24 protein-coding genes are annotated in these 23,002 nt (G+C 54.8%); 17 read left to right on the forward strand and 7 right to left on the reverse strand.

Annotation, left to right across the window (positions count from 1 at the left end; genetic code table 11):
• Positions 1-284: 284 nt before the first annotated feature.
• The 8 genes from FRH_RS13510 to sthA all read left to right on the forward strand — a co-directional run bounded on the left by FRH_RS13510 (position 285) and on the right by sthA (position 8,248).
• Positions 285-1,634: a Na(+)-translocating NADH-quinone reductase subunit A gene (locus FRH_RS13510; protein WP_139528114.1), complete on the forward strand. Its 1,350-nt coding sequence runs from the start codon at positions 285-287 to the stop codon at positions 1,632-1,634.
• Positions 1,634-2,860, forward strand: a complete 1,227-nt coding sequence (locus FRH_RS13515; RefSeq protein WP_139528113.1) for an NADH:ubiquinone reductase (Na(+)-transporting) subunit B — start codon at positions 1,634-1,636, stop codon at positions 2,858-2,860. Before FRH_RS13510 ends, FRH_RS13515 begins: the two co-directional genes overlap by 1 nt.
• Positions 2,860-3,681, forward strand: a complete 822-nt coding sequence (locus FRH_RS13520) for a Na(+)-translocating NADH-quinone reductase subunit C (RefSeq protein WP_139528112.1) — start codon at positions 2,860-2,862, stop codon at positions 3,679-3,681. The genes FRH_RS13515 and FRH_RS13520 overlap by 1 nt, the downstream gene beginning before the upstream one ends.
• A gap of 2 nt (positions 3,682-3,683) precedes the next feature.
• A complete protein-coding gene (locus FRH_RS13525; RefSeq protein ID WP_139528111.1) occupies positions 3,684-4,352 on the forward strand; it encodes an NADH:ubiquinone reductase (Na(+)-transporting) subunit D in 669 nt (222 codons plus the stop codon).
• A 1-nt stretch (position 4,353) separates the two neighbouring features.
• Positions 4,354-4,971 (forward strand): NADH:ubiquinone reductase (Na(+)-transporting) subunit E, encoded by a 618-nt coding sequence (gene nqrE / locus FRH_RS13530; RefSeq protein WP_044628064.1) that lies wholly within the window; start codon positions 4,354-4,356, stop codon positions 4,969-4,971.
• Between the two features lie 68 nt (positions 4,972-5,039).
• Entirely contained in the window at positions 5,040-6,272 is a 1,233-nt protein-coding gene (nqrF, locus tag FRH_RS13535) for an NADH:ubiquinone reductase (Na(+)-transporting) subunit F (RefSeq protein ID WP_219863504.1), read from the forward strand.
• A gap of 212 nt (positions 6,273-6,484) precedes the next feature.
• The gene (nqrM, locus tag FRH_RS13540; RefSeq protein WP_139528109.1) at positions 6,485-6,739 is read left to right on the forward strand and encodes a (Na+)-NQR maturation NqrM; all 255 of its coding nucleotides are present in this window, start codon (positions 6,485-6,487) and stop codon (positions 6,737-6,739) included.
• A gap of 117 nt (positions 6,740-6,856) precedes the next feature.
• Positions 6,857-8,248: a Si-specific NAD(P)(+) transhydrogenase gene (sthA, locus tag FRH_RS13545; RefSeq protein ID WP_139528108.1), complete on the forward strand. Its 1,392-nt coding sequence runs from the start codon at positions 6,857-6,859 to the stop codon at positions 8,246-8,248.
• A gap of 65 nt (positions 8,249-8,313) precedes the next feature.
• Here the strand turns inward: sthA and FRH_RS13550 are convergent, their stop codons facing one another.
• The 5 genes from FRH_RS13550 to leuS all read right to left on the reverse strand — a co-directional run bounded on the left by FRH_RS13550 (position 8,314) and on the right by leuS (position 13,900).
• Positions 8,314-9,249, reverse strand: coding sequence for a PA2778 family cysteine peptidase (locus tag FRH_RS13550; protein WP_281997026.1), 936 nt, complete (start codon positions 9,247-9,249; stop codon positions 8,314-8,316).
• Between the two features lie 13 nt (positions 9,250-9,262).
• A complete protein-coding gene (locus FRH_RS13555; RefSeq protein ID WP_139528106.1) occupies positions 9,263-9,661 on the reverse strand; it encodes a PA2779 family protein in 399 nt (132 codons plus the stop codon).
• A gap of 98 nt (positions 9,662-9,759) precedes the next feature.
• Complete coding sequence (gene holA, locus FRH_RS13560) at positions 9,760-10,827, reverse strand: DNA polymerase III subunit delta (protein WP_281997027.1); 1,068 nt, start codon at positions 10,825-10,827, stop codon at positions 9,760-9,762.
• Positions 10,824-11,318 (reverse strand): LPS assembly lipoprotein LptE, encoded by a 495-nt coding sequence (gene lptE, locus FRH_RS13565; RefSeq protein ID WP_281997028.1) that lies wholly within the window; start codon positions 11,316-11,318, stop codon positions 10,824-10,826. The genes holA and lptE overlap by 4 nt, the downstream gene beginning before the upstream one ends.
• Complete coding sequence (leuS, locus tag FRH_RS13570) at positions 11,315-13,900, reverse strand: leucine--tRNA ligase (protein ID WP_281997029.1); 2,586 nt, start codon at positions 13,898-13,900, stop codon at positions 11,315-11,317. The genes lptE and leuS overlap by 4 nt, the downstream gene beginning before the upstream one ends.
• A 163-nt stretch (positions 13,901-14,063) precedes the next feature.
• Between leuS and FRH_RS13575 the strand changes: the two genes are divergently transcribed.
• Complete coding sequence (locus FRH_RS13575; protein WP_139528102.1) at positions 14,064-14,582, forward strand: zinc ribbon-containing protein; 519 nt, start codon at positions 14,064-14,066, stop codon at positions 14,580-14,582.
• 3 nt (positions 14,583-14,585) lie between these two features.
• Here FRH_RS13575 and FRH_RS13580 read toward each other — a convergent pair whose 3' ends face one another.
• Positions 14,586-15,899, reverse strand: coding sequence for a hypothetical protein (locus FRH_RS13580; RefSeq protein ID WP_281997030.1), 1,314 nt, complete (start codon positions 15,897-15,899; stop codon positions 14,586-14,588).
• Positions 15,900-16,435: 536 nt separating this feature from the next.
• Between FRH_RS13580 and FRH_RS13585 the strand changes: the two genes are divergently transcribed.
• The 8 genes from FRH_RS13585 to FRH_RS13620 all read left to right on the forward strand — a co-directional run bounded on the left by FRH_RS13585 (position 16,436) and on the right by FRH_RS13620 (position 22,013).
• Positions 16,436-17,080, forward strand: coding sequence for a hypothetical protein (locus FRH_RS13585; protein ID WP_281997031.1), 645 nt, complete (start codon positions 16,436-16,438; stop codon positions 17,078-17,080).
• A 133-nt stretch (positions 17,081-17,213) separates the two neighbouring features.
• Positions 17,214-17,993: an aminoglycoside adenylyltransferase family protein gene (locus FRH_RS13590; RefSeq protein ID WP_281997032.1), complete on the forward strand. Its 780-nt coding sequence runs from the start codon at positions 17,214-17,216 to the stop codon at positions 17,991-17,993.
• A 110-nt stretch (positions 17,994-18,103) separates the two neighbouring features.
• Entirely contained in the window at positions 18,104-19,237 is a 1,134-nt protein-coding gene (locus tag FRH_RS13595) for an AAA family ATPase (RefSeq protein ID WP_281997033.1), read from the forward strand.
• Entirely contained in the window at positions 19,230-19,844 is a 615-nt protein-coding gene (locus FRH_RS13600) for a hypothetical protein (RefSeq protein WP_281997034.1), read from the forward strand. Before FRH_RS13595 ends, FRH_RS13600 begins: the two co-directional genes overlap by 8 nt.
• A 159-nt stretch (positions 19,845-20,003) precedes the next feature.
• Positions 20,004-20,384: a GFA family protein gene (locus FRH_RS13605; RefSeq protein WP_281998165.1), complete on the forward strand. Its 381-nt coding sequence runs from the start codon at positions 20,004-20,006 to the stop codon at positions 20,382-20,384.
• A gap of 31 nt (positions 20,385-20,415) precedes the next feature.
• On the forward strand, positions 20,416-20,826 hold the full coding sequence (locus tag FRH_RS13610; protein ID WP_239297084.1) for a thiol-disulfide oxidoreductase DCC family protein: 411 nt from the start codon (positions 20,416-20,418) through the stop codon (positions 20,824-20,826).
• Positions 20,827-20,902: 76 nt separating this feature from the next.
• A complete protein-coding gene (locus FRH_RS13615; RefSeq protein ID WP_239297085.1) occupies positions 20,903-21,175 on the forward strand; it encodes a hypothetical protein in 273 nt (90 codons plus the stop codon).
• Between the two features lie 148 nt (positions 21,176-21,323).
• Entirely contained in the window at positions 21,324-22,013 is a 690-nt protein-coding gene (locus FRH_RS13620) for an NAD(P)H-binding protein (RefSeq protein WP_281997035.1), read from the forward strand.
• On the opposite strand, the gene FRH_RS13625 is transcribed toward FRH_RS13620, so the two are convergent.
• On the reverse strand, positions 22,010-22,912 hold the full coding sequence (locus FRH_RS13625; protein ID WP_281997036.1) for a LysR family transcriptional regulator: 903 nt from the start codon (positions 22,910-22,912) through the stop codon (positions 22,010-22,012). The genes FRH_RS13620 and FRH_RS13625 overlap by 4 nt on opposite strands.
• Positions 22,913-23,002 lie beyond the last annotated feature (90 nt).

Genomic DNA, 23,002 nt, shown 5'->3' on the forward strand with positions numbered 1-23,002 from the left:
TTAGCGTATCAGCGACATCGGTTTGACCAACGCCACCCTCGGGTGGCGTTTTTTTGTTCCAGAAACAAATGGCCTAGAACGGCACATAGCACTTTTGGAGGCCATCAGGGATGTGGTCATTGGCCGCGCTTATCTTTATAATGCGATAGATTTTTCGGGGTGGTTCAAGCGTGCTTGAGCCTGACTGGTAACGATCTGAACAGCAAAACAAGAATTCACTGAACAGAAAATAAGCATTCGAACCCCTTACCTTCGTATATCCGATCCATCAACTGGGCGAGACTATGATCGAAGTCAAAAAAGGCCTGGATCTCCCCATCACGGGAGCGCCCGAGCAGCGTATTGACAATGCGCAGCCTGTGCGTCACGTGGCAATCCTGGGCACTGACTATGTTGGCATGAAGCCAACCATGGAAGTTCAGGAAGGGGATAAGGTCAAATTAGGCCAGCTTCTCTTCACCGACAAGAAAATCGACGGCGTTCGTTTTACGGCGCCTGCCGGTGGTGAAGTGGTCGCTATTAACCGTGGCGAAAAACGACGTCTACTGTCTGTGGTCATTAAAGTCGATGAAAATGAAGAAGCGATGACATTTGCTTCTCATGATCGTGGCGCTTTAGCACAGCTCGATCGTCAAACCGTTGTCGACCAGCTCGTCGAGTCTGGCATGTGGACCGCTCTACGTACGCGTCCTTTCTCACGCACGCCAGCTATCGACAGTGTGCCTGCCGATATCTTCGTCACCGCCGTGGATACCCATCCGCTGAGCGCTGACCCCGCCTTTATCATCAACGAAAATGCTCAAGCATTCGAAGACGGCCTCAAGGTGCTAACCCGCCTGACCGAGGGCAACGTTTTTCTGTGCACCGGAGCAAACGCTTCCGTACCCGGCGGCGATATTAGCGGCGTCAAGACAGAAAGTTTCGCTGGGCCGCACCCGGCAGGCTTGGTAGGCACGCATATTCATTACCTTTCGCCCGTCGCGCTGCACAAAAAAGTGTGGCACATCGGTTATCAGGACGTGATTGCGTTCGGTAAGCTGTTTACCGAAGGTAAGCTGGACATGAGCCGCATCGTTGCGGTGGGTGGCCCGCGTGCTGAAAAGCCTCGTCTGCTGCGCACCCGTATCGGGGCGAGCACCGAGGAACTCTTGGCAGGTGAAATCATCCAACCAGAAGACACTCGTGTGATTTCTGGCTCGGTCTTCTCTGGCGCTGCCGCAGAAGGCAAGGTGACTTACTTGGGGCGTTTCCACAACCAAGTCAGCTTGCTGGAAGAGGGCAACAAGCGCACGTTCATGGGTTGGCTCTCTCCCGGTGCCAATCGCCACTCGGTGATGGGCATCTATCTTTCAAAAATCAAAGGCCTGAGCAATTACGCGCCGACCACCTCGACGAATGGTTCCGAGCGTGCCATGGTGCCGGTGGGTAACTACGAACGCGTCATGCCGTTGGATGTTATGCCAACGCAACTGCTGCGTTCGCTGATTGTGGGCGACATTGAGGTTGCCATGCAGCTTGGGTGTCTTGAGCTGGACGAAGAGGATCTGGCGCTATGTACCTACGTTTGCCCCGGCAAATACGAGTACGGCCCAATCCTGCGTGACAATCTCACCATGATCGAGAAAGAGGCCTGATGATGGGTATTCGACAAACACTCGATAATCTCGAGCCGCACTTCCACAAAGGTGGTAAGTACGAAAAGTTCTATCCGCTCTATGAAGCGGTAGATACGATTTTCTACTCGCCCCCCAGCGTTGCAAAAACCACCGCTCACGTGCGTGATGGCGTCGACCTGAAACGCATCATGATCACGGTATGGATGTGCACCTTCCCGGCCATGTTCTTCGGTATGTGGAACGCAGGCTGGCAGGCGAACACTGCCATCGAAGCGGGTTATGCCTCCATGAACGGCTGGCGCGAAGCCATCATGATGACCCTCGCGGGCGGTCATGATCCCAGCAGCCTGTGGGCTAACTTCGTTCTTGGCGCGACTTACTTCCTGCCCATTTATCTCGTGACGTTCGTCGTGGGTGGTTTCTGGGAAGTGCTGTTTGCCATCAAGCGTGGCCATGAAGTCAACGAAGGTTTCTTCGTGACCTCCGTGCTGTTTGCGCTGATTCTGCCGGCCACCATCCCGCTTTGGCAGGTTGCTTTGGGGATTACCTTTGGCGTCGTGATCGGCAAAGAGATCTTTGGCGGCACGGGTAAGAACTTCCTGAACCCCGCGTTGACGGGTCGCGCGTTCCTGTACTTTGCTTATCCGGCGCAAATTTCCGGTGATGCAGTGTGGGTCGCCGCCGATGGCTACACGGGTGCGACAGCGCTCTCCATGGCGTTCCAAGACGGTATGTCTGCGTTGACCAACACCTATAGCTGGTGGGATGCGTTCCTGGGCTTCGTGCCAGGTTCCGTGGGTGAAGTCTCGACCCTGGCTATCCTGATCGGTGCCGCCGTACTGCTTTGGACCAAGATCGCCAACTGGCGCATCATGCTGGGCGTCTTCCTGGGCATGGTGATCACCAGCACGCTGTTCAACCTGATCGGCTCCGAGACCAACGCCATGTTCGCGATGCCGTGGTACTGGCACCTCGTCATTGGTGGTTTTGCCTTTGGTATGGTGTTCATGGCGACCGACCCAGTGTCTGCCGCGATGACCAACCAAGGTCGCTTGGTGTTCGGTGCCCTGATCGGTGTGATGACGGTCTTGATCCGCGTAGTCAACCCGGCTTTCCCGGAAGGCATCATGCTGGCCATTCTGTTCGCCAACCTGTTTGCGCCGCTGATCGATCACTACTTCGTCCAGGCCAATGTTAAGCGCCGTCTCAAGCGTACTGGCGTACCGGCCGAGGAGACTGCCTAATGGCACAAGGTAACAACTCCATCAAGAAAGTTCTGATTGTCGCTTTCTCGCTGTGCATCGTGTGCTCGGTCATCGTCTCGACGGCGGCCGTGGCACTGCGCCCAGCGCAGCAGCTCAATCAGGAGCTGGACCGTAAAACCAACATCCTCAACGTGGCGCGTCTTTACGAGCCAGGAATGGATGTGGAAGAGACGTTCAGCAATCAGATCACTGCCCGCGTCGTCGAGCTGGAAACCGGTGACTACACCGAACAGTTCGACCCCAGTACCTTCGATGGTTTCGAAGCTGCACGCGATCCGGCCACTGGCCGTACGCTGTCTGGCGATCGTGACATCGCGGGACTCTCTCGTGTAGAAAATTTCGCGACTGTGTACCTAGTAGGCGATCCTGAGAATCCTGACCAGATCGTTCTGCCTATTCGTGGGCAGGGCCTGTGGGGCCGTATGATGGGATTCCTGTCGGTAGAAGGTGACGGCAACACCATCGTTAGTATCACTTACTACGACCACAGTGAAACGCCGGGCCTGGGTGCCGAAGTCAACAATCCGCGTTGGCAAGCCCAGTGGGAAGGTAAAGAGATCTACAGCGAAGAGGGCGACCTCTCTCCTGAAATCCACCTGACCAAAGGCGGTGCGAGTAACGAGCACGAAGTCGATGCGCTCTCCGGTGCTACGCTGACCAGTAACGGCGTGACCAACATGCTGCAGTTTTGGCTGAGTGAAGAGGGCTTTGCTCCTTACTTGGCTAAATTCCGCAGCGGAACCGAGCCATCAGACGCCGAAGACACCGAGACTGACTTCGACGACGTTGAGGGGGCCTGATCATGGCGGATGTAAATGCAAAAGGCGTTTTAACGGCGCCTATTTTCAAGAACAACCCCATTGCGCTTCAGATTCTGGGGATCTGTTCTGCACTGGCGGTGACCACCAGCATGAGCGTGTCGCTGGTCATGTCGCTGGCGGTTATTTTCGTAACCTCTTTTTCGAACCTGTTCGTATCGTTGATTCGGAATCACATTCCGTCTTCGATTCGTATCATCGTTCAGATGACCATCATTGCCTCGTTGGTCATCGTGGTCGACCAGATCCTCAAAGCCTATGCTTACGAAATGTCCAAGCAGCTGTCGGTGTTCGTCGGCCTGATCATCACCAACTGCATCGTAATGGGCCGCGCGGAAGGTTTTGCGATGTCCAATACGCCGGGCATGTCGTTCCTGGATGGTATCGGTAACGGCCTGGGCTACGGTTTCGTCCTGATGGTGGTAGGTTTCTTCCGCGAACTGCTGGGTGCTGGTAGCGTCTTCGGCTTCACCGTGCTGCCGACCATTCAGAATGGTGGCTGGTACGTGCCGAACGGTCTGCTGCTGCTGCCGCCGTCTGCTTTCTTCATCATTGGTCTGTTGATCTGGGTACTGCGCTCTGTCAACCCGGAGCAAGTCGAAGAGAACGAGTTCAAGATGAAGCACAACACCAAGCCGAAGGAGGCCGTGTAACATGGAACACTATCTGAGCCTTTTCGTCGCTTCGGTATTCGTCGAGAACATGGCACTTGCCTTCTTCCTGGGCATGTGTACGTTCCTCGCGGTATCCAAGAAGGTGTCTTCTGCCATCGGTCTCGGTATTGCGGTGATCGTCGTACTGACGATCACTGTGCCGGTCAATAACCTGGTATTCACGTACCTGCTGCAAGAAGGCGCGCTGACCTGGACCGGCATTAGCGGTGCTGAAAACATCGACCTGTCATTCCTGGGTCTGCTCTCGTACATCGGTGTTATCGCGGCCCTGGTACAGATCATGGAAATGTTCCTTGATAAGTACGTACCGTCGCTTTACAACGCCCTGGGTGTCTTCCTGCCGCTGATTACCGTTAACTGCGCCATCCTCGGTGGCGTACTGTTCATGGTGGAGCGTAGCTACAACTTTGGCGAGGCCGTGGTTTATGGCTTTGGCGCAGGTACCGGTTGGGCGCTAGCGATCGCTGCGCTGGCAGGCATTCGTGAAAAGCTGAAGTACAGCGACGTGCCGGGCGGTCTGCAGGGTCTTGGCATTACGTTTATCACCGTTGGCTTGATGTCGCTGGGCTTCATGTCCTTCTCTGGCATTCAGCTTTAATCGGAGCCGGTTTTCTCGGCAGCCCAAGCTGCCGAGGTACAGAAAACCTTCAGCAATAGGAAACCGACATGGTTGATACATCTGTCATCTTGCTCGGTGTTGTCATGTTCACGGTCATCGTTATTAGCTTAACGGCGATCATTCTGGCAGCGCGCAGCAAGCTAGTGAGTAGCGGGGACGTGACGATCGAAGTCAACGGCGACCCCGAGCACACCCTGAAGACCCAAGCCGGCGGCAAGCTACTGAATACCCTGGCGGCCAACGGTATCTTCCTTTCCTCTGCGTGTGGCGGCGGCGGTTCCTGCGCCCAGTGCAAGTGCCGCGTGGAAGAGGGCGGCGGTTCTATCCTGCCGACGGAAGAGTCGCACTTCACCATGCGCGAGAAGAAAGAAGGCTGGCGCCTCTCTTGTCAGGTTCCTGTGAAGCAGGACATGAAAGTAGAAGTGCCGGAAGAAGTCTTCGGCGTGAAGAAGTGGGAAACCGAAGTAACGGCCAACCCGAACGTCGCGACCTTCATCAAAGAGCTCAACTTGAAGCTGCCCGAAGGCGAAGAAGTCGCTTTCCGTGCAGGTGGTTACGTTCAGCTCGTGGCTCCGCCTTACGACATCAAGTTCTCGGACTTCGATATCGAAGAAGAGTACCGTGGCGACTGGGAAAAGTTTGGTCTGTTCGACATTTCCCACAAGAACAACGAGGAAATCATCCGCGCCTACTCCATGGCGAACTACCCGGAAGAGAAAGGTCTCCTCAAGTTCAACATTCGTATCGCGACGCCGCCTCCTGGCACCAGCCATCCCCCGGGTCTCATGTCGACCTACGTCTTCAGCCTGAAGCCGGGTGACAAGGTGACTGTCATGGGGCCGTTTGGTGAGTTCTTCGCCAAAGACACCGATGCCGAGATGATCTTCGTCGGTGGTGGTGCGGGCATGGCGCCGATGCGTAGCCATATCTTCGACCAGCTCAAGCGTCTGAAGACCGATCGTAAGATTTCGTTCTGGTACGGTGCGCGCTCCTGGCGTGAAACCTTCTACAACGAAGAGTACGATCAGCTGGCAGAAGAGTTCCCCAACTTCGAGTGGCATCTGGCGCTCTCCGATCCGCAGCCGGAAGACAACTGGGAAGGCCCGACGGGCTTCATTCACAACGTGCTTTACGAAAACTATCTGAAGGACCATCCGGCTCCTGAAGATTGTGAGTACTACATGTGTGGGCCGCCCATGATGAACGCCTCCGTTATCAAGCTGCTGCTTGATATGGGGGTCGAGCCGGAAAACATCCTGTTGGATGATTTCGGCGGCTAATGTCGCATCCGCAGACGTTAGACACGGGGCTAGCCTTAGGGCTAGCCCCGTTCGTTTATGGAGTGATCGACATGCACATCGTGGGGAATTTGCCCGGAATGCCTGATCATTTTGCATTGGCTGGGGTACAATAGAGGATAATTTTTTAAGGCACTTATCGGCGCGATGGCTGTCGGCAGGTAAGGCACTCAATGCAATGTCGGGAGGACCACATGGCAATTTGGCTACTGGTATTCGGTTTTATGGCGCTGATCATGGGGGCCATGGCCGTCGGTGTTTTGATGGGCCGTAAACCCATTGCAGGCTCCTGCGGCGGCTTGAACCAAATCGGCATGAAAGAGGGTTGCGATATTTGCGGTGGCAAAGACGAGGTTTGCGAAGAAGAGAACCGCAAACGTGGCAGCGTGCGCCGTCGCAGCGACGAAAGCCGCGGAGCAGACCTAGGCTATGATGCGACACGCCGTTGAGCCGCATCACGGCTAGTGATTCATGATATACACGCACACACGTTCAACGCTCGCTTAATCGCGGGCGTTTACGTATGTGTTGGCGAAAATATAAAGGAATGAGGAGATCCAAACCGTATGGCGGTTCACAATTACGATGTCGTGGTTATCGGGACCGGTCCCGCCGGGGAAAGCGCTGCCATCAATGCTGCCAAACACGGTATGCGGGTGGCGATCATCGAGAAACAGACCCAGGTCGGTGGTAATTGCACCCACTGGGGCACCATTCCTTCCAAAGCGCTGCGCCACCAGGTCAAGCAGATCATGGCGTTCAATACCAACCGAATGTTCCGCGATATCGGTGAACCGCGCTGGTTCTCTTTTCCCAAAGTCATGGAGCGCTCGCGCGGCACGATCGACAAACAGGTCGAAATGCGTACGACATTCTACGCACGCAATCGAATCGACCTCTTTCACGGCGTCGCGCGTTTCAAAGACGAACATACTGTCGTCGTTCGCGACCGCCAAGAGGGGATGGAAGAGTTAGTGGCCAAGAAAATCGTCATCGCCACCGGCTCACGCCCTTATCGCCCGGCGGATATCAACTTCCGTCATCCGCGCATCTACTGTTCCGATACCATCCTAAGCCTTTCCCATACCCCGCGTACGCTGGTGATTTTTGGCGCCGGTGTCATTGGCTGTGAGTACGCCTCCATCTTCTCGGGGTTGGGCGTTAAAGTCGATTTGATCAACAACCGCGATAGTCTGCTGTCGTTCTTGGACGACGAGATCAGCGATGCGCTCTCGTACCACCTACGCAAACATGGCGTGCTAATTCGTCATAAGGAAGAGTACGAGAGCGTCGAGGGTGACGAGGCGGGCGTGGTGGTCCGCTTGAAATCCGGCAAGAAAATCCGCGCCGATGCGTTTCTTTGGGCCAACGGCCGCACGGGTAACACCGACAGTTTGGGGCTCGAGAACATTGGCTTAGAGGCCAACGGTCGTGGCCAGCTCAGCGTCGATGAACACTATCGAACGTCGATCCCGCATATTTATGCGGCAGGGGACGTGATCGGTTGGCCAAGCCTGGCCAGCGCCGCCTACGATCAGGGCTTGAACTCCTGTAACGAGCTCTTGGAGAAAGAGTACCGCTTCGTTAGCGATGTACCGACCGGTATTTATACGATTCCCGAGATCAGCTCCTTTGGTCCCAACGAGCGTGAGTTGACCGAAGCCAAAGTGCCCTACGAAGTGGGCAAGGCCTTCTTCAAGGACACCGCCCGTGCTCAGATCACCGGCGATACCGTGGGTATGCTCAAGATCTTGTTCCACCAGGACACGCTAGAAATTTTGGGTATCCATTGCTTTGGTGACCAAGCCTCCGAGATTTTGCATATCGGCCAGGCGATCATGCAGCAAGAGGGTGAAGCGAATACGCTCAAGTACTTCGTGAACACCACCTTCAACTACCCGACCATGGCCGAAGCCTACCGGGTCGCCGCGCAAAACGGTTTGAATCGCGTTTTTTAAGCGCCCATAAAAAGGGGGCTGATGCCCCCTTCCTGTTGCCACACCACTTTTCCACGGTTATGCCTTTACAGCGACTCCAGCAGCTGCCGTGCACGGGGCTGCCATTCGCCTTCGAGCGCAGCGGCACGCTCAAGCGATGCTCGTGCGTCGTCGATGCGCTCTTGTTGGTATTGCAAAATAGCGAGGTTCAGCCACGCTGCGCCCATCGTGGGGTCTAGCTCCGTGGCAGACTTGAACGCGCTCAGTGACGCGCTCGCCTGCTGGACGGCATACAGCGCATTCCCTAGCGCAAACTGCCCCATCGGGTCTTGCGGGAAGCGCTCGACAAACGCCTGCCAGCTACTCAGTGCCTTCTCGGTGCCATGCTGCTCTTCATAGGCGCTAATCGCTTCCAGAGCATTACGTGCGGTTACGCCCTCGGGTAGGCTGCCCGGCTCGCTGACCACAAAGCCCCAGCGCTCAGAGCGAGCCCAGGTCGCATCGAATCGGCTAAACGATAGGGTATGCCGCTCGATCTCACCGCTACGCAAAACCAGCGTTTCGTTCGGCAAATCAAAACCAATCGCCACCGCATAGTGCCACATGGGAAAGGCGGGCAGGGCGAGGTTCTGCATCACGACGACCGGGTCGCCAGCTTCCAGGTGAGTGAGCAGGGCATCCATGGTGCCGCGAATGGGAATCGCCAGCCGTTCGTAGCGGCGTACCGTGGCCAACATCTCTGGCTGCACGCTGCCATCTCGGCCCGGTAAAAAGACCTGAGGAATCAGCTCTTCCAAGCCGACGTCCACGCCTTCGTGATTGAGTACCATCGCCAGGGTTGCCGGGCCGCACTGATACTCGGTTTGGGCATAAAACGGCACGTCGGTAAGCTCGGTTTGCGGAGTAAGGCTTGCTTTGGTGCTTTCCAGCAGCACGGGGCTGCGGGCACAGCCGGTTAGCAGCAGGATCAGCAGGCTAAACGCCAAAACGCCCGCAGAGCGGGCGTTAACGGAACGGTCCATGGTCACCAATACGTTAGCGAGTGAACGGATAAACATCGGTCAACCCTAGAATGTCCGTTACCAGCAGAATGACGAATACCGCGAACAGCGCGCCGATCACACCGGCACCGGCAGGCAGTTGTTCGAGCTGCTGTGCCATTTGCTGAGCTTCGGCATCGCTAAGCGCTGCAACACGCGCCTCGACATCGGCGGGATTGACGCCCTGTTTGAGCAGTTGATCTTGCACATCGGCACGGGCGAGGATTTCGTTGATACGCTCGCGGTCAGCGCCGGCACGGTCGCCTGCCAAAACAGACTGCGTCGATACCAGATCCATACCTTGTGGAGCGGTAGGGGCCGCCACGACGGGCAGGCTGGTCAGCACTAACGCAGCAATCAAAAGGGTCGAGAGGTAAGCACGCACTGTTTTCATCGTCTTCATCCTTAGACTGGTCGGGGAGTAGGCCATCGAGGGCCCGTTAAATAGTATAGAAACAAACAGATGCGGTTTTAAGGTAAAAATGCAAAGTACTAATTATTTGCACTAATGCGATAGGTCCAGGGCGTTTCCGCTAAAATGCCCTTGGCGCCCGCCATGGTCATGGCCAGATCGTGCAGCCCCGGCCACAGCGGTACGACAGAGGCGCCCTTGACCGCCAAGTCCATGCGCTGCGCCATGAGCAGCAGCTTGTGCAAGCGCTTCATGGAGAGTCGGCCAATGGCTTTTTGATAGGCCGGGCGGCGTTTATCGAAAATCATCGGCTTTTGGGTTTTGCAGGCGTGTTCGAAACTCTGGCCCTGATCAAGATGCTGATGCAGGGACAGCAAGGTGCGCAGCTCGCGGGTCAGCGCCCATAGGACGATGGGTGCTTCCACGCCTTCACTCTTCAGGCCGTGGACGATCCGCGAGGCGCGGCTGGGTTCGCCCTTCAAGCAGGCGTCTGCCAGATTGAAGACATCGAAGCGGGTGCTGTCTTCGACGCCTTGAGCAATGTGTTCGACGTTGAGCCGAGTGTTGGCCGGGTAGATCAGCGCCAGCTTCTGTAGTTCCTGATCCGCCGCCAGCAGATTGCCCTCGGTGCGCTCCCCCAAAAGCCGCGCCGCTTCCAGGTCGATCTGCAGGCCGTGATGCGAGGCTCTATCGCGCAGCCAGTAACCAAGGCGCGAAGCATCGACCGGCCACACGGGCACGAACAGGCCATGCTTGTCCAAGGCTTTGAACCAGGCGCTTTTCTGCTGCTTGGCATCGACTTTGCCCATGCTGACCAGCAGCAGGTCGTCGCTGCCATCCATCATGTCTGCGTACTGCGCCAGCGCTTTGGTGCCTTCCTGCCCCAGCTTTTGATTGCCCAAACGCAGCTCCAACAGCTTGTTAGAGGCAAACAGCGAGAGGTTGCTCGCGGTTTCCAGTAGCTGTCCCCAGGCAAAGTTGGGCTCCACGTCCAGCACTTCGCGCTCTTCGATACCCGCTTGGCGGGCGGCGGCGCGCACGGCATCGCAGGCGTCACGATGCTGAAGCGGCTCGTCACCCGCCACGATCACCGCTTTCGGCAGCTTCTTGGCCAGAGCGGCAGGCAATTGATCGGCAAATACCTTCACCGCAGCGCCTCGAGATTGGCCAACCGTTCGATGATGCGCTGGGCGAGCTGGCGGGTCAGCGTTTGCCGGGCTTCCTGGAAGAGTGTTTCCCGGTTCAGCAGGTCGTCATCGCTGACGCGGATGCGCGTGCTGGTCGCCGCTGTGGCATCGTTCAACGCATACGCGCCGGTGTCGCGCTGCTGCACCGAGAGCGTGGTGCTCAGCGTTAGTTCATGCTCTCGGCTTGCGCGACCCTCGTTGCCGATGGGCCGCTGCTGTAGCGAGGGGGTGCCCAGCGTCACGCGCCAGGGCGCACCGCTTGTCACCTCGGTGCCCAGTTGCTGCAGACGTGTGCGAAGCTGCTGAGCGAGAGCGCTATTGTCATCGCCCTCTAACGATAGCGCAGGAAGACGTGGCATGGATTCCGAACCGCGCAGGCGGAACCCACAGCCGATGAGCAGCACCGCCACCGAGGCGGCAGTGCTCAGGGTCAAGAAGCGACGGCGATTCATCCACTCACCACAATGTTGACCAGCTTGCCGGGCACCACGATCACTTTACGTACCGTTTTGCCTTCCAAATGGCGCTGGACGTTATCGTTTTCCATCGCCAGTTGCTCGATGGCGGCTTTATCAGCGCTGGCCGGGGCTTCCAGGCGGGCGCGAAGCTTACCGTTCACCTGTACCACCAGCTCGATGCTGTCGCGGGTCAGGGCGGCTTCGTCGACGTCCGGCCACTGGGCTTCGATGGCCGGCTGTTCGTGGCCGAACTGCTGCCACAGCGTGTGGCACAAGTGCGGGGTAATAGGGGCCAGCAGCAGGACGCAGGCCTCTAGCGCTTCACGGCTGACCGCCAACCCCAGTTCGGAGGTATCCTCGAACTTGGCCACCGCGTTGGAAAGCTCCATCACGGCCGCAATGGCGGTGTTGAACGTGGTGCGACGGCCAATGTCGTCGCTGGCTTTCTTGATGGTTTCGTGGGTCTTGCGGCGCAGCGCTTTCTGATCGTCGTCGAGCGCGTCGACGTTCAGTGTGCCCGGCGTGCCTGCTTCCAAGTGCTCGCTGACCTGACGCCAGATGCGCTTCAAGAAGCGATGCGCGCCTTCCACACCGGAGTCCGACCACTCCAGCGACTGCTCGGGCGGTGCCGCGAACATCATGAACAGGCGCACGGTGTCGGCACCGAACTTGTCGATCATCGATTGCGGATCGACGCCGTTGTTCTTCGACTTGGACATCTTCTCGATGCCGCCCATCTCCACCGGGTGGCCGTCGCTCATCAGTACGGCGCTCAGCGGGCGGCCTTTCTCGTCGCGCTTCACTTCCACATCGGCGGGGTTAAACCACTCTTTACCGCCGTTCTCTTTAATGCGGTAGAAGGTTTCGGCGATCACCATGCCTTGGGTGAGCAGCTGCTGGAACGGCTCGTCGGAATCGACCATGCCGAAATCGCGCAGCAGCTTGTGGAAGAAGCGGGCGTAGAGCAGGTGAAGAATGGCATGCTCGATACCGCCAATGTAGAGATCCACCGGCAGCCAGTAGTTGGCGCGCTCGTCCAGCATGGCTTCGTGGTTATCCGCACAGCAGAAGCGGGCGAAGTACCAGGAGGACTCCATGAAGGTATCGAAGGTGTCGGTTTCACGCACCCAGCCGTCGCCCAGCTCGGAGAACTCCGGCATCTTCTTCAGCGGCGAGCCGGAGGCATCTACGGTGACTTCCATGGGCAGGGCGACGGGCAGCTCGTCATCGGAGAGCGGTACGGTTTGGCCTTCTGGGCCGTACTTCACCGGAATCGGCGCGCCCCAGTAGCGCTGGCGGGCAATGCCCCAATCGCGCAGGCGGTAGTTGGTTTTCACTTCGCCACGGCCCAGTTCGGCCAGCTTGGCGGCAATGGCATCGAACGCCGCTTGGAATTCCAGGCCGTCGAACTCGCCGGAATTGATCAGCGTGCCGTGTTCGACATACGCGCCTTCGGAGATATCCGGCGTGTTGCCGTGCTCGTCGGCGACCACCGGCTTCAGCTCGACGCCGTACTTGGTGGCGAACTCCCAGTCGCGCTGGTCGTGGGCGGGCACGGCCATGACTGCACCGGTGCCAAACTCCATGAGCACGAAGTTGGCGACGAAGACGGGCACTTCTTCACCACTCAACGGGTGAATGGCTTTATGGCCCGTGGCCATGCCCAGCTTCTCTTTGGTGGCCATTTCCGCTTCAGAGGTGCCGCCTTTGGCGCACTCTTCACAGAACGCCGCGATCTCGCTGCTCTGCTCGGCGGCCTGTTTGGCCAGCGGGTGCCCGGCGGCCACGGCCACGTAGGTCACGCCCATCAGCGTATCGGGGCGGGTGGTGTACACCGCCAGCGGCTCGCAGGCGCTACCATCGGCGGCTTTGATATCGAAGCTCAGCTCGACGCCACGGGATTTGCCAATCCAGTTGCGCTGCATGGTTTTGACCTGCTCGGGCCACTCGACGTTATCCAAATCCGCCAGCAGCTCATCGGCGTAGTCGGTGATCTTCAGGAACCACAACGGGATCTCTTTACGCTCTACCGGCGCGCCGGAACGCCAGCCGCAGCCGTCGATGACCTGTTCGTTGGCTAGCACGGTTTGGTCGACCGGGTCCCAGTTCACCGTGGACATCTTCTTGTAGACCAGCCCTTTCTCCACCAGCTTGGTGAAGAACCACTGCTCCCAGCGGTAGTAGCTGGTATCGCAGGTGGCGAATTCGCGGCTCCAGTCGTAGGCAAACCCCAGTGCCTTCAACTGGTTGCGCATGTAATCGATGTTTTGATAGGTCCACTTGGCAGGCGGCACCTGATTTTGGATCGCGGCATTTTCCGCCGGCATCCCGAACGCATCCCAGCCCATGGGCTGCATGACATTTTTACCCTGCATGCGCTGGAAACGTGAGACAACGTCGCCGATAGTGTAATTACGCACGTGGCCCATGTGCAGCTTGCCGCTGGGGTAGGGGAACATGGATAGGCAGTAGAACTTCTCGCGGTTGGCGTCTTCTACGGCTTTGAAGCACTGGTGTTTGTCCCAGTACTGCTGAGCATCACGTTCGATATCACGGGGGCTGTAATGTGCGTCCATCGGTGTTTTCAATGCCTTGGGGTCATTCGCCCAGCTAAGGGCGCAAAGTGAATAATAGATGACGACTGTCAGATAAGTAGCGTCGATTGTATCCTATGCGGGTGTATCCTTGAACGGCTAGCCGATGATAGGCATCACCTGTGGCAACAAAAGGAGAGGACCCATGGAAAAACAGAACGATCACCGCCTTCGCGAAGGCTACGAGCGCCTGTTGGAGCGCATGCAAGATGGCGCCAACGAGCTCACTTGGGACAACCTGCAAAAGGATTTGGACGACGCCGTTGCCTTCGAAGCCGAGCTGGAAGAGTACACCAAAGACGAGCTGGCCCTGCTACGCGCCTGGGTAGAGCGCGACCTGAAAGACATGCGCTACTACATGGCCGATACCGGCAAGCAGGTGGCAAGCTGGCTAGGAATCGATATCGATCAGCTCTCCCGCCGCGTGGCAGAGTCGCTGCTCTCGATTGCCGACCGCAGCATCGTCGAGCGCGAACGCTTCGAGGATGACCTGGAAGCCGCCCGCGCCGACTACTGCGAAGGCGAAATGGCCGCCCCTGGCTTGATGGCCTGCACCCACTGCGATGCCCAGGTGATGCTCAACGAAGTCGCCCGGCTGGAACCCTGCCACCAGTGCGGCCACCGCTACTTCTACCGCTTCCCCAATAAAATTATCGAAACCTGATTGTTAACCCAGCCAAGCGCCCAAGCCTGCGATCGCCCCCAGCGAGAGCAGGCTCATCATTGCCGCGTAGGGCAGGTTGTCTTTCATCATTCGATAACCGCTCACCCCATAGCGCCCCTGCAGGGAAAGGTTGATACCGGAGAGCGGCCCCACGCTGGTGCCCACCGCCCAGGCGCTCAGCGCTACAAAGGCAAACAGCGTTTGCTCGCCGCCGCTCAAATTCAAAATAGACGCCAGCACCGAAACGCCAATGATCGGGTGCAGCCCCGCCAGCGCGCTCAGCGTAATGGCGGCAAAGCTGGCCATGGCCTGCCAGGTGCCAAAGCGGGCAAACAGCGTCCACTCATCGCCCGCAGCGGCGGCCACCAGCGTCGACAGCCCCAAAGTAAGTAACCCCGCCGCTAGAAACAGCGAAATCTCCCCACGCATGGCGGGCAGGCGGGTCACGGTATGCTGGCGAATACGCCGCAGGGTAAAGCGCGGCCCTTCCCGCAGGTTGCTTAAAAGCGCCACCCCCGGCAGTAAAAAGGTAATGATGCTGACTATAGTGAGCGACGGCGTGATCCAGAAGTGAAACAGCATCACCAGCGCCGCCATGCCCGCCGGCATCAGCAGGCTACGCGGCGATAGCGAAAAACCATCCACCTCGGCCAAATCGAACCGCCGCCGCAGCTCTAATGTGGTCAATAGCCCCGAGAGCATGGCCATCGGAAAACCCACCACGGCAATCTGGGCGTACTGCACCGATGGCACCAGGGCAATCACCACCGCCATGGAGGCAAAGAAGGGCGACCAAAGGGCTGCGCTAGAAAGCCCCCGGTTCAGCGCCAGTAGCTGCGGTGTGGTCAACGGCGCGCGCCGTGCCAAGCGGTCGCCCACCATGAATACCGTCGATAGATTCAAAATCGTGCCGAGGAAATGCACCCCCAGCCAGGTGCGCAGCACGCCGTCCGCCCCCGTTACCCGCTTACCCGGCGCACGCTTGTTGCCCTGGGTGCCGATCAGCGAGATAAAACTCACGCCCACCAGCATGGAAGCCACGAACACGTTCCCCTGCAGCATGGCAGGCCAGTTCACCGCCGCGCCATACACGGTTTGCGCCACCACCAGCATTACAACGCCAAGGGCAATCAACACCCCCGCCTGAAGGCGCGAGCGCTTGGGAATATCCCGCCACAGCAGCGCCACCGCCGCCCACAACAAATAGCTCACCGCCTGCGCGGTCGCCACCGCCCCGGTAAAGCCCAAAATCTGCGCCAAAAGCCCCAGCAGCACCAACACCCCCGCCAAGCGCTGCCGCCTCGTCGTCTCTTGCATCTCAATCCCTTACTGGTTGAGTTAGCAGGCTAATCGGGTTTGCGCGAGAAGGCTAGTCGCAAGAGGTGATGGGGGAAGGTGAGATAACAGATGTGGGGGATGCATCATCTGAGAGATAACAGGTTGGGGGGTAACAGGTGTGAGAGGTGACAGATGTGGGAGGGCGCTTCAGCGCGCGATGATCCAGCCACCACTCCAACGATAACGCCATCAACCCCTTAGCGCGGCGTAACGAACGAAGTGAGGCACCCGCGAAGCACCGCAACGCGGTGCCGACACAGCCACCCAAGGCACGCAAAAATTTTCGCAAGATAGGTGACCTAAGCAAATTTTATGAATAGAGTATGATTAAACAGGCAAAATGAGCGGGCACGATAATAGAGGATATGTAGCCTGACCTAGAGAACTGGATTTTAAAATCAATGGGTTAGGTTGTTCTTGGGGCTGTGTAACATCTATGACTGTGATCGCTCAGTTATTGGAGTTATGTAGCGGTCTATATAACCACTGTTATGTAAATCTATGAGGATCAAAAAGTGGAGGTAAGCATAGAAACGATTTATGCTGCTCTAGCATTTCTTGGAGGACTTTTGGGCGCATATTTATCTAGCTACATCAAAGAGAAAGGGAAAAATGTAGCAACAAAAGAAGATGTGGCTAAGATTACGAAGGAAATAGAGTCTGTTAAATACGAGTACACAAAAGAGACTGAATCACTTAGATCAAATTTATCCAATCAAATCAAAGTAAGTGGATTCAGATACGAAAAGGAATATGAAATTCTACTCGAGTTGACGTCCAAGTTAGTGGATGTGCGTGATGCGGCACTTTCTATGAGGCCTGAGATGGATTATGTTGACCCCAAAAAGGATGCTGAAGAAATAACGGAAGAAAGACTAAATAGATTCCATAAATCATATTATGAACTTTATATTTCCAGAGAAAAAACTAAACCATTTTATTCTCAGGAGATATACACAGCTATATTAGAGGTCGAAAAAGCAGCAAGGTTCGAGTCAATACAATACCGATATCGAGATCCCTATGAAGATCACAAAAACCTCAGTTATTGGGATCAAGCTGCAAAAAATCAGAAAGAAATAGCTGAATCCGCCACTTCAGCTTTAGAAGCAATTCGTAATCGAGTAGAAAGGTGGGAGCGCATCCAAGAAATTACATAACAATCGGCTCCACGCAGACGCCCAAACCTACGCTGCTTTTGTGGGTTTCGCTGCGCTACACTTTAACACAAAAGCCTCTCCGGTTTGGGCGCTGGTGAGCCGGGCGTTAGGGCGAGAGGAGTTTCCGGAGAACATGGCAAATATAGAGATACCAGATGAAGCGAAGCAGGCACAGTCAGCCGTTGAAGGTGTGCTTGGTGATTCGATCATCGGCATTTATCTATTTGGCTCTGCCGTCGTTGGTGGTTTGCAGCGCGACAGCGACGTAGATATTTTGGTCACGGTCTCTGACTCGCCTACCTTTGAGCAAAGAAAGGCTTTGGTATCTCAGTTAATGAGCGTATCCGGCGCAATCGGGAATCTACTAGCCATCAGGCCGCTAGAGTTAACTGTGATTACGGTTTCTGATGTCGTGCCTTGGCAATTCCCGCCTCGGGCTGAGCTTGTGTACGGTGAGTGGTTGCGAGAAGAGTTTAAGGCCGGAAGTGTTCCGGAACCAGCCCGCGATCCTGACCTTGCAGTTGTTTTGAAGAAAGTAATCGATAACAGCCTGCCGCTGTATGGGGTCTATGCTGAAGAGCTGTTCGATCCGGTGCCAGTGAGTGACATCCGACGGGCAATCCATGATTCTTTGCCCAGTCTTCTGGCTGAGGCAGTGGGAGATGAACGCAATGTCGTTCTGACCTTGTCACGTATGTGGCTGACCGCTGCTACCGGTGATATTGCTCCAAAAGATGCGGCTGCGGAGTGGGCGGAAAAGCAAGCATCCCCTGACCAAGCAATGCTATTGAGGTATGCGCGGGATGGCTATTTGGGAAAGATTGAGGATCGATGGGATGAGAAGCAGGAGGATTTCGAGACACTTGTTTCTTATATGAAAGAATCGATTGAGGAGTGCCTGGATGCCTCGTAGGGAGAAGAGCCCTAACAATCACAGGCACAGGGACAAATTTTCCGCTGCGCTACAAATTTGCCCGTGCTGTGGGCGTTATGGGGCTAAGGAAGCCATAAGTGGAATGAAAAATGAATGATTTCTCTGAGCTAAAATATTCTAGATCTAGCACTAGAATTATTATTGGTGAGAATGGTACTGGAAAAAGTGCATTATTAAATGACCTTTCAAAAGAGTATTTAAATGAAGGGAAAACCGTCATTGCTATTGCTACATCTATCCACGATAAGTTTACGTCAAGACGGAAAAAGTTTCATTTTTACGGAGGACGGCAAGGCCGAAACGTTGTAGAAAAAGCGATAAAAAAATCTCTTCTCGGGAATAAAAATGATAATGTGGACAGAGTTAAATACTTGATCAATGCCCTCGAATATGCAAAGTATTCTCCTAGGATAGGTATTAAAGTTGAGGGGTTTAGACCTGAGTGTATTGAAAACCTTTACGAAGGTTTAGAAGATACCGAATATGGATATGATGTTTTAAACCTTATAAGAAAATATGAAGAACCATTTTCAAGAGAGATGGTAGTTGCCATTAGCTTGTGGTCTGTAACTGAAGGAAATAACAATGTTTCCGGTTCAGCGTTATCTGCATTTATTAGATATGAAAGCATCTTAAAAAAACATAAGGTAATAAAAAAATTTAGTACATATTTATACCGTGATGACTCTGAAATACCATTAACCGGTGCTAGTTCTGGTGAACTAATGATTATTGCTATGCTGGTGCATATTTCGTCACACATAGACGATAACAGTGTGATATTAATCGATGAACCGGAAAATAGTCTTCATCCACGCTGGCAGCGTAGATACTTAGATATGATATTAGATCTATTTTACCTCTTTCAGCCTTCTATCTTTATTGCAACACATTCCCCCCAAATATTACCTATTTCGAGTGACTCATGTGAAATTTATACGCCTACTAATGGGAAATTTCTAATAGTTGATAGAGATACAAGTAATAATGAGGAGTTACTTTCTGAGGTCTTTGGTGTTGTGACTCCTGAAAACAGATTTCTATCTGATAAAATGATAGAAGTAATTAATGAATTTGATGCGAAGAAAATTGACCTAGATGAGGCATTGTCAATCGTTCAAAGATACGAAGATCGAATATATGACAATAGACAAAGTGAATTCATGAACGGTATCCGCGATATAATTAATAGCATCGAAGATAAGAGGTCAAGGAATGCCTAATAGGCCAACTTTTAGTGATGAAGAAAAGCTTGCTATGCGAGAAGCCTCTGCCAGAGGTCATAAAGCATGGGATAAAAATCCAGACTTAGTGACTCTAAAAGATAAGATTAAAGGCTTCAGTCTGATTAAAACTGGGAGTCGATGTTGTTACTGTGGAAGAAATATTTATGGTGAGTTTGGTATGGTAATTGATATAGAACATATTTTACCTAAATCTATATACCCCAAGTATATGTTTCGAGGGACCAACCTAAGCGTTTCATGTAAACGCTGTAACATGAATATAAAAAAATCAAAAACTGATTTTTTATCAGGCCATGAAACAAAAAAAACTGGAAAACTATTTCGCTCAAATCTTTACAAATTTATCCATCCTAACCTTGATAATTATGATTCACATCTTCTTCTTATCTCAAGCCAAGTGGGGCGTAAAATTATGCTCAAATATATGGTTGTGGATGAAAGTAGCAAAGGTGCTTATACATACAGTTACTTTAAACTTGAACGGTTGGAAAAGAACAATTTCGATATGGCTCAAGGAAGTAGTGGAAGGCTAGAAATAGAAAATCCAGAGCTACAAGAAGCATTCGATGCAATCGCCCCATAACAAGACGAATCAATTGACAAAATATATGTCACGAATTTTGCCTTGCAAAATGTAGTACCATATATTTTGCAACTGTTCTTTGCGTTATGCACGTACGAGCCGCAAGTAATAAAGGTAAACCTGATGCCCTATTATCTTGGTTCTTGCCTGTGTGGCAATATGAAATTTGAAGTGCAAGGTGTCCTCGACAGCTTTTACCTGTGTCATTGTCACTATTGTCAAAAAGACACCGGGTCCGCTCATGCAGCCAATTTATTTTCGAAATCAGCTAAGTTGACTTGGTTGGCAGGCTCGAAATCTGTGACTACCTTCACGCTTCCAAGCACTCGCCACAAGAAAAGCTTCTGTAAGCTCTGTGGTTCAGCACTGCCAAGCATTCATGAGGCAGGTCTCCTCGTCATTCCTGCTGGGTGTTTGGATGCGGAGGTCTCTATGTCACCCACCGCGCACATCTTCACATCGAGAAAGGCAGGTTGGGAGGAGGCGATGAGCGACGTTCCTGAGTTTGAGGGGCTTCCAGAACCAACTAAGCGTGCATGACCAAGCGATTAACGAGACGCTAAACGAGCCTATGAACAACCCTCATATCGTCATATTCGATGGTGTGTGCAACTTCTGTAACGGCGCAGTGCATTTCATCATCAACAGAGATCCAGAGAGTGTTTTTGCATTCACCCCAATGCAAAGCGAGGTGGCGCAGGAGCTAACGCAGCGCTACAACGTGCCCGATGTGGGAACGGATACTTTGGTGCTGATCAAAGAGGGTAAGTGTTACGTTCTTTCTGATGCTGCCCTTGAGATCGCCAAAGAGCTAAAAGGGCCGTGGCGGTTCTGTTATGCATTTAAGGTTGTGCCAAGGCCGATCAGAGATGCGGTTTATAAGTTATTCGCTCGGAATCGTTATACGCTTTTTGGTAAGAAAGATGTTTGCATGGTGCCGTCGGAGGAAGTGAAATCTCGGTTTTTGGGTACCCACATATAATCCAACGCGTCACGCGGATACATTTTCCGGCACGCCATCATGAAAGCTCTGTGATGTGCATGACAATGGGCGATCAATGTCAAAACAACATGACCACGGCGGCTCCATCGAATCCAGGCTCATCAGCCTGTTCGTTTCGCTATTCTTTTCCGTGCCCACGGCTATCCTTCTGTGGGTGTGGGCCAACAGCCAACTGATGTATTGGGGTGGCTTTTTGAGCAGTCGCTACTTCTTCGGTTGTATCGTCACTTTTTCGGTGTTGGCATTGGTTTTCCCTCACCTGTTCCCCTCTATGCTGGGTAGTGTCTGGCGGGCGATGCGAGCCTTATGGCGTTGGTGGGGGTGGTAAGCGCTTGCATGCTATTTATCGAGGTGGCGTGGCCTCGCGGGTGCCTCACTAATCGCTCGTTACCACGCGCTACAACTTCATTCTTTGCCTACTCGTGTCAGTAGGGGTCTGTGTCTTTGGCACTCACACCATAAGGAAACGGTCATCCATGTCCACCGCCATCGTTCTTGGTGCCACTGGTGCTATCGGCCAGCAGCTCGTGACTCAGCTTTCCCAGCGCAATGAGGTAAAGAGCGTCATCGTCATTACCCGCCGAGAGCTGGATGTTGCCCGTGAATTTCCCCACGCGACCGCCTCCAAGCTTCAGCCTGCACTGCTGGATTTCGAACGGTTGGAAGCTGAGGTTGCCGAGCTGTTGCCCGCCGGGGCCGTGGCGTTTGTAGCGCTAGGCACCACGAAAAAGCAGGCAGGGAGTAAAGAGGCGTTTCGCCGAGTGGATCATGGATTGGTGCTGGCGTTTGCGCGGGCGTGTAAAACGGCAGAGGTGAGTAGGTTAGGCGTGGTGACGGCGCACGGGGCCAATGCGCGTTCTTCGGTGTTTTATAACCGTGTGAAAGGTGAGGTGGAGCAGGATATTCAGGCGCTGGGGTTGCCCTGCGTGTTTTTTGCTCGGCCTTCGCTGTTATTGGGGCGGCCAGAGGATGGGCGGTTGGCGGAGACGTGGGCGAGCGCGCTGTTAGCGCCAGCGTCGCGTTGGTTGCCGCGCTCGGTACGGCCGATCGAGGTGCGCGTGGTGGCGGCGGCGATGGTGGACTCGGCGTTGGGCTCAACCGACGGCCGCGCGTCGTTCGTGCTCTCGAATGCGGCCATGCACCAGGGTGAAAGCGCCCAGCGTTAATGCGTGTGGGCGGGTTGGCGGCTGTGCTCCAGCTCTTCGATCATTTTACGCGCGGCGTTGGAAAGGGTGCGGTTGGTGTGCACCAAATAGCCGAGCGGGCGGTGAATGGGCGCGGTGTCTACCGGTAGCGCCACCAGCTCGCTGTCGATCATGTTTTCCGGCAGCAGGCTCCAGCCAAGCCCGACGCTGCACATCATCTTGAGTGTTTCCAAATAGTTGGTGGACATGCTCACCGGTAGGGTCAGGCCTGCTTCTTCGAAGCGCCGTTCGATCAGCGTTCGGGTAAAGGTTTTAGCCCCCGGCAAAACGCAGTTCACCTCACATAGCTCGGCCAGGCTCAGTGGTTTACCGTTCACGCGACTGCGCTGGGCAAGCGGATGGTCGCTGGCGCACACGACGCACAGGCGGTCACGCCATAGCTCCACGACGTGAAGCTGTTCGACAGGATGGGGGGCGAGGGTGACGATGGCCATTTCCAGCGTGCCGTCCAGCACGCCCTGATAGGCCAGTTCGGAGTCCACGAAGTGTAAATCGAGCGCCACTTCCGGGTGATGCTGCGTGTACTGCTTCAACAACGGCGGCAGGCGGTGCAGGCCAATGTGGTGGCTGGTGGCGAGCGTCAGTTTGCCGCCCACTTGGCCAGAGAGATTCGCCAGCGCACGGCGGCTGTCTTCCACGGTAAACAGAATGCGCTGGGCCTTGGGCAGCAGCACGTTGCCCGCTTCGGTGAGTGCGATGCGCCGTCCAATGCGGTCGAAAAGCCGAGTGCCGAGCAGCTCTTCCAGCGTGGCGATGCGTTTACTAACGGCGGGCTGCGTGAGATGGAGCTGCTCGGCAGCGCGGGAGAAGCTCTGGGTTTCCGCCACGGCGAGAAAGGCTTGCAGGCTTTGGGTATCCACGGCGGCTCCTGGTCATCTATTCCTGTTTGGAATCTAAAGTATGAATAACATGAATTGCTTTTATGCGCGAGTCGCGTAACACTCCTGGCA

The organism is Halomonas sp. A020 (genome assembly GCF_027943625.1).
GTDB classification, from domain to species: Bacteria; Pseudomonadota; Gammaproteobacteria; order Pseudomonadales; family Halomonadaceae; genus Vreelandella; species Vreelandella piezotolerans.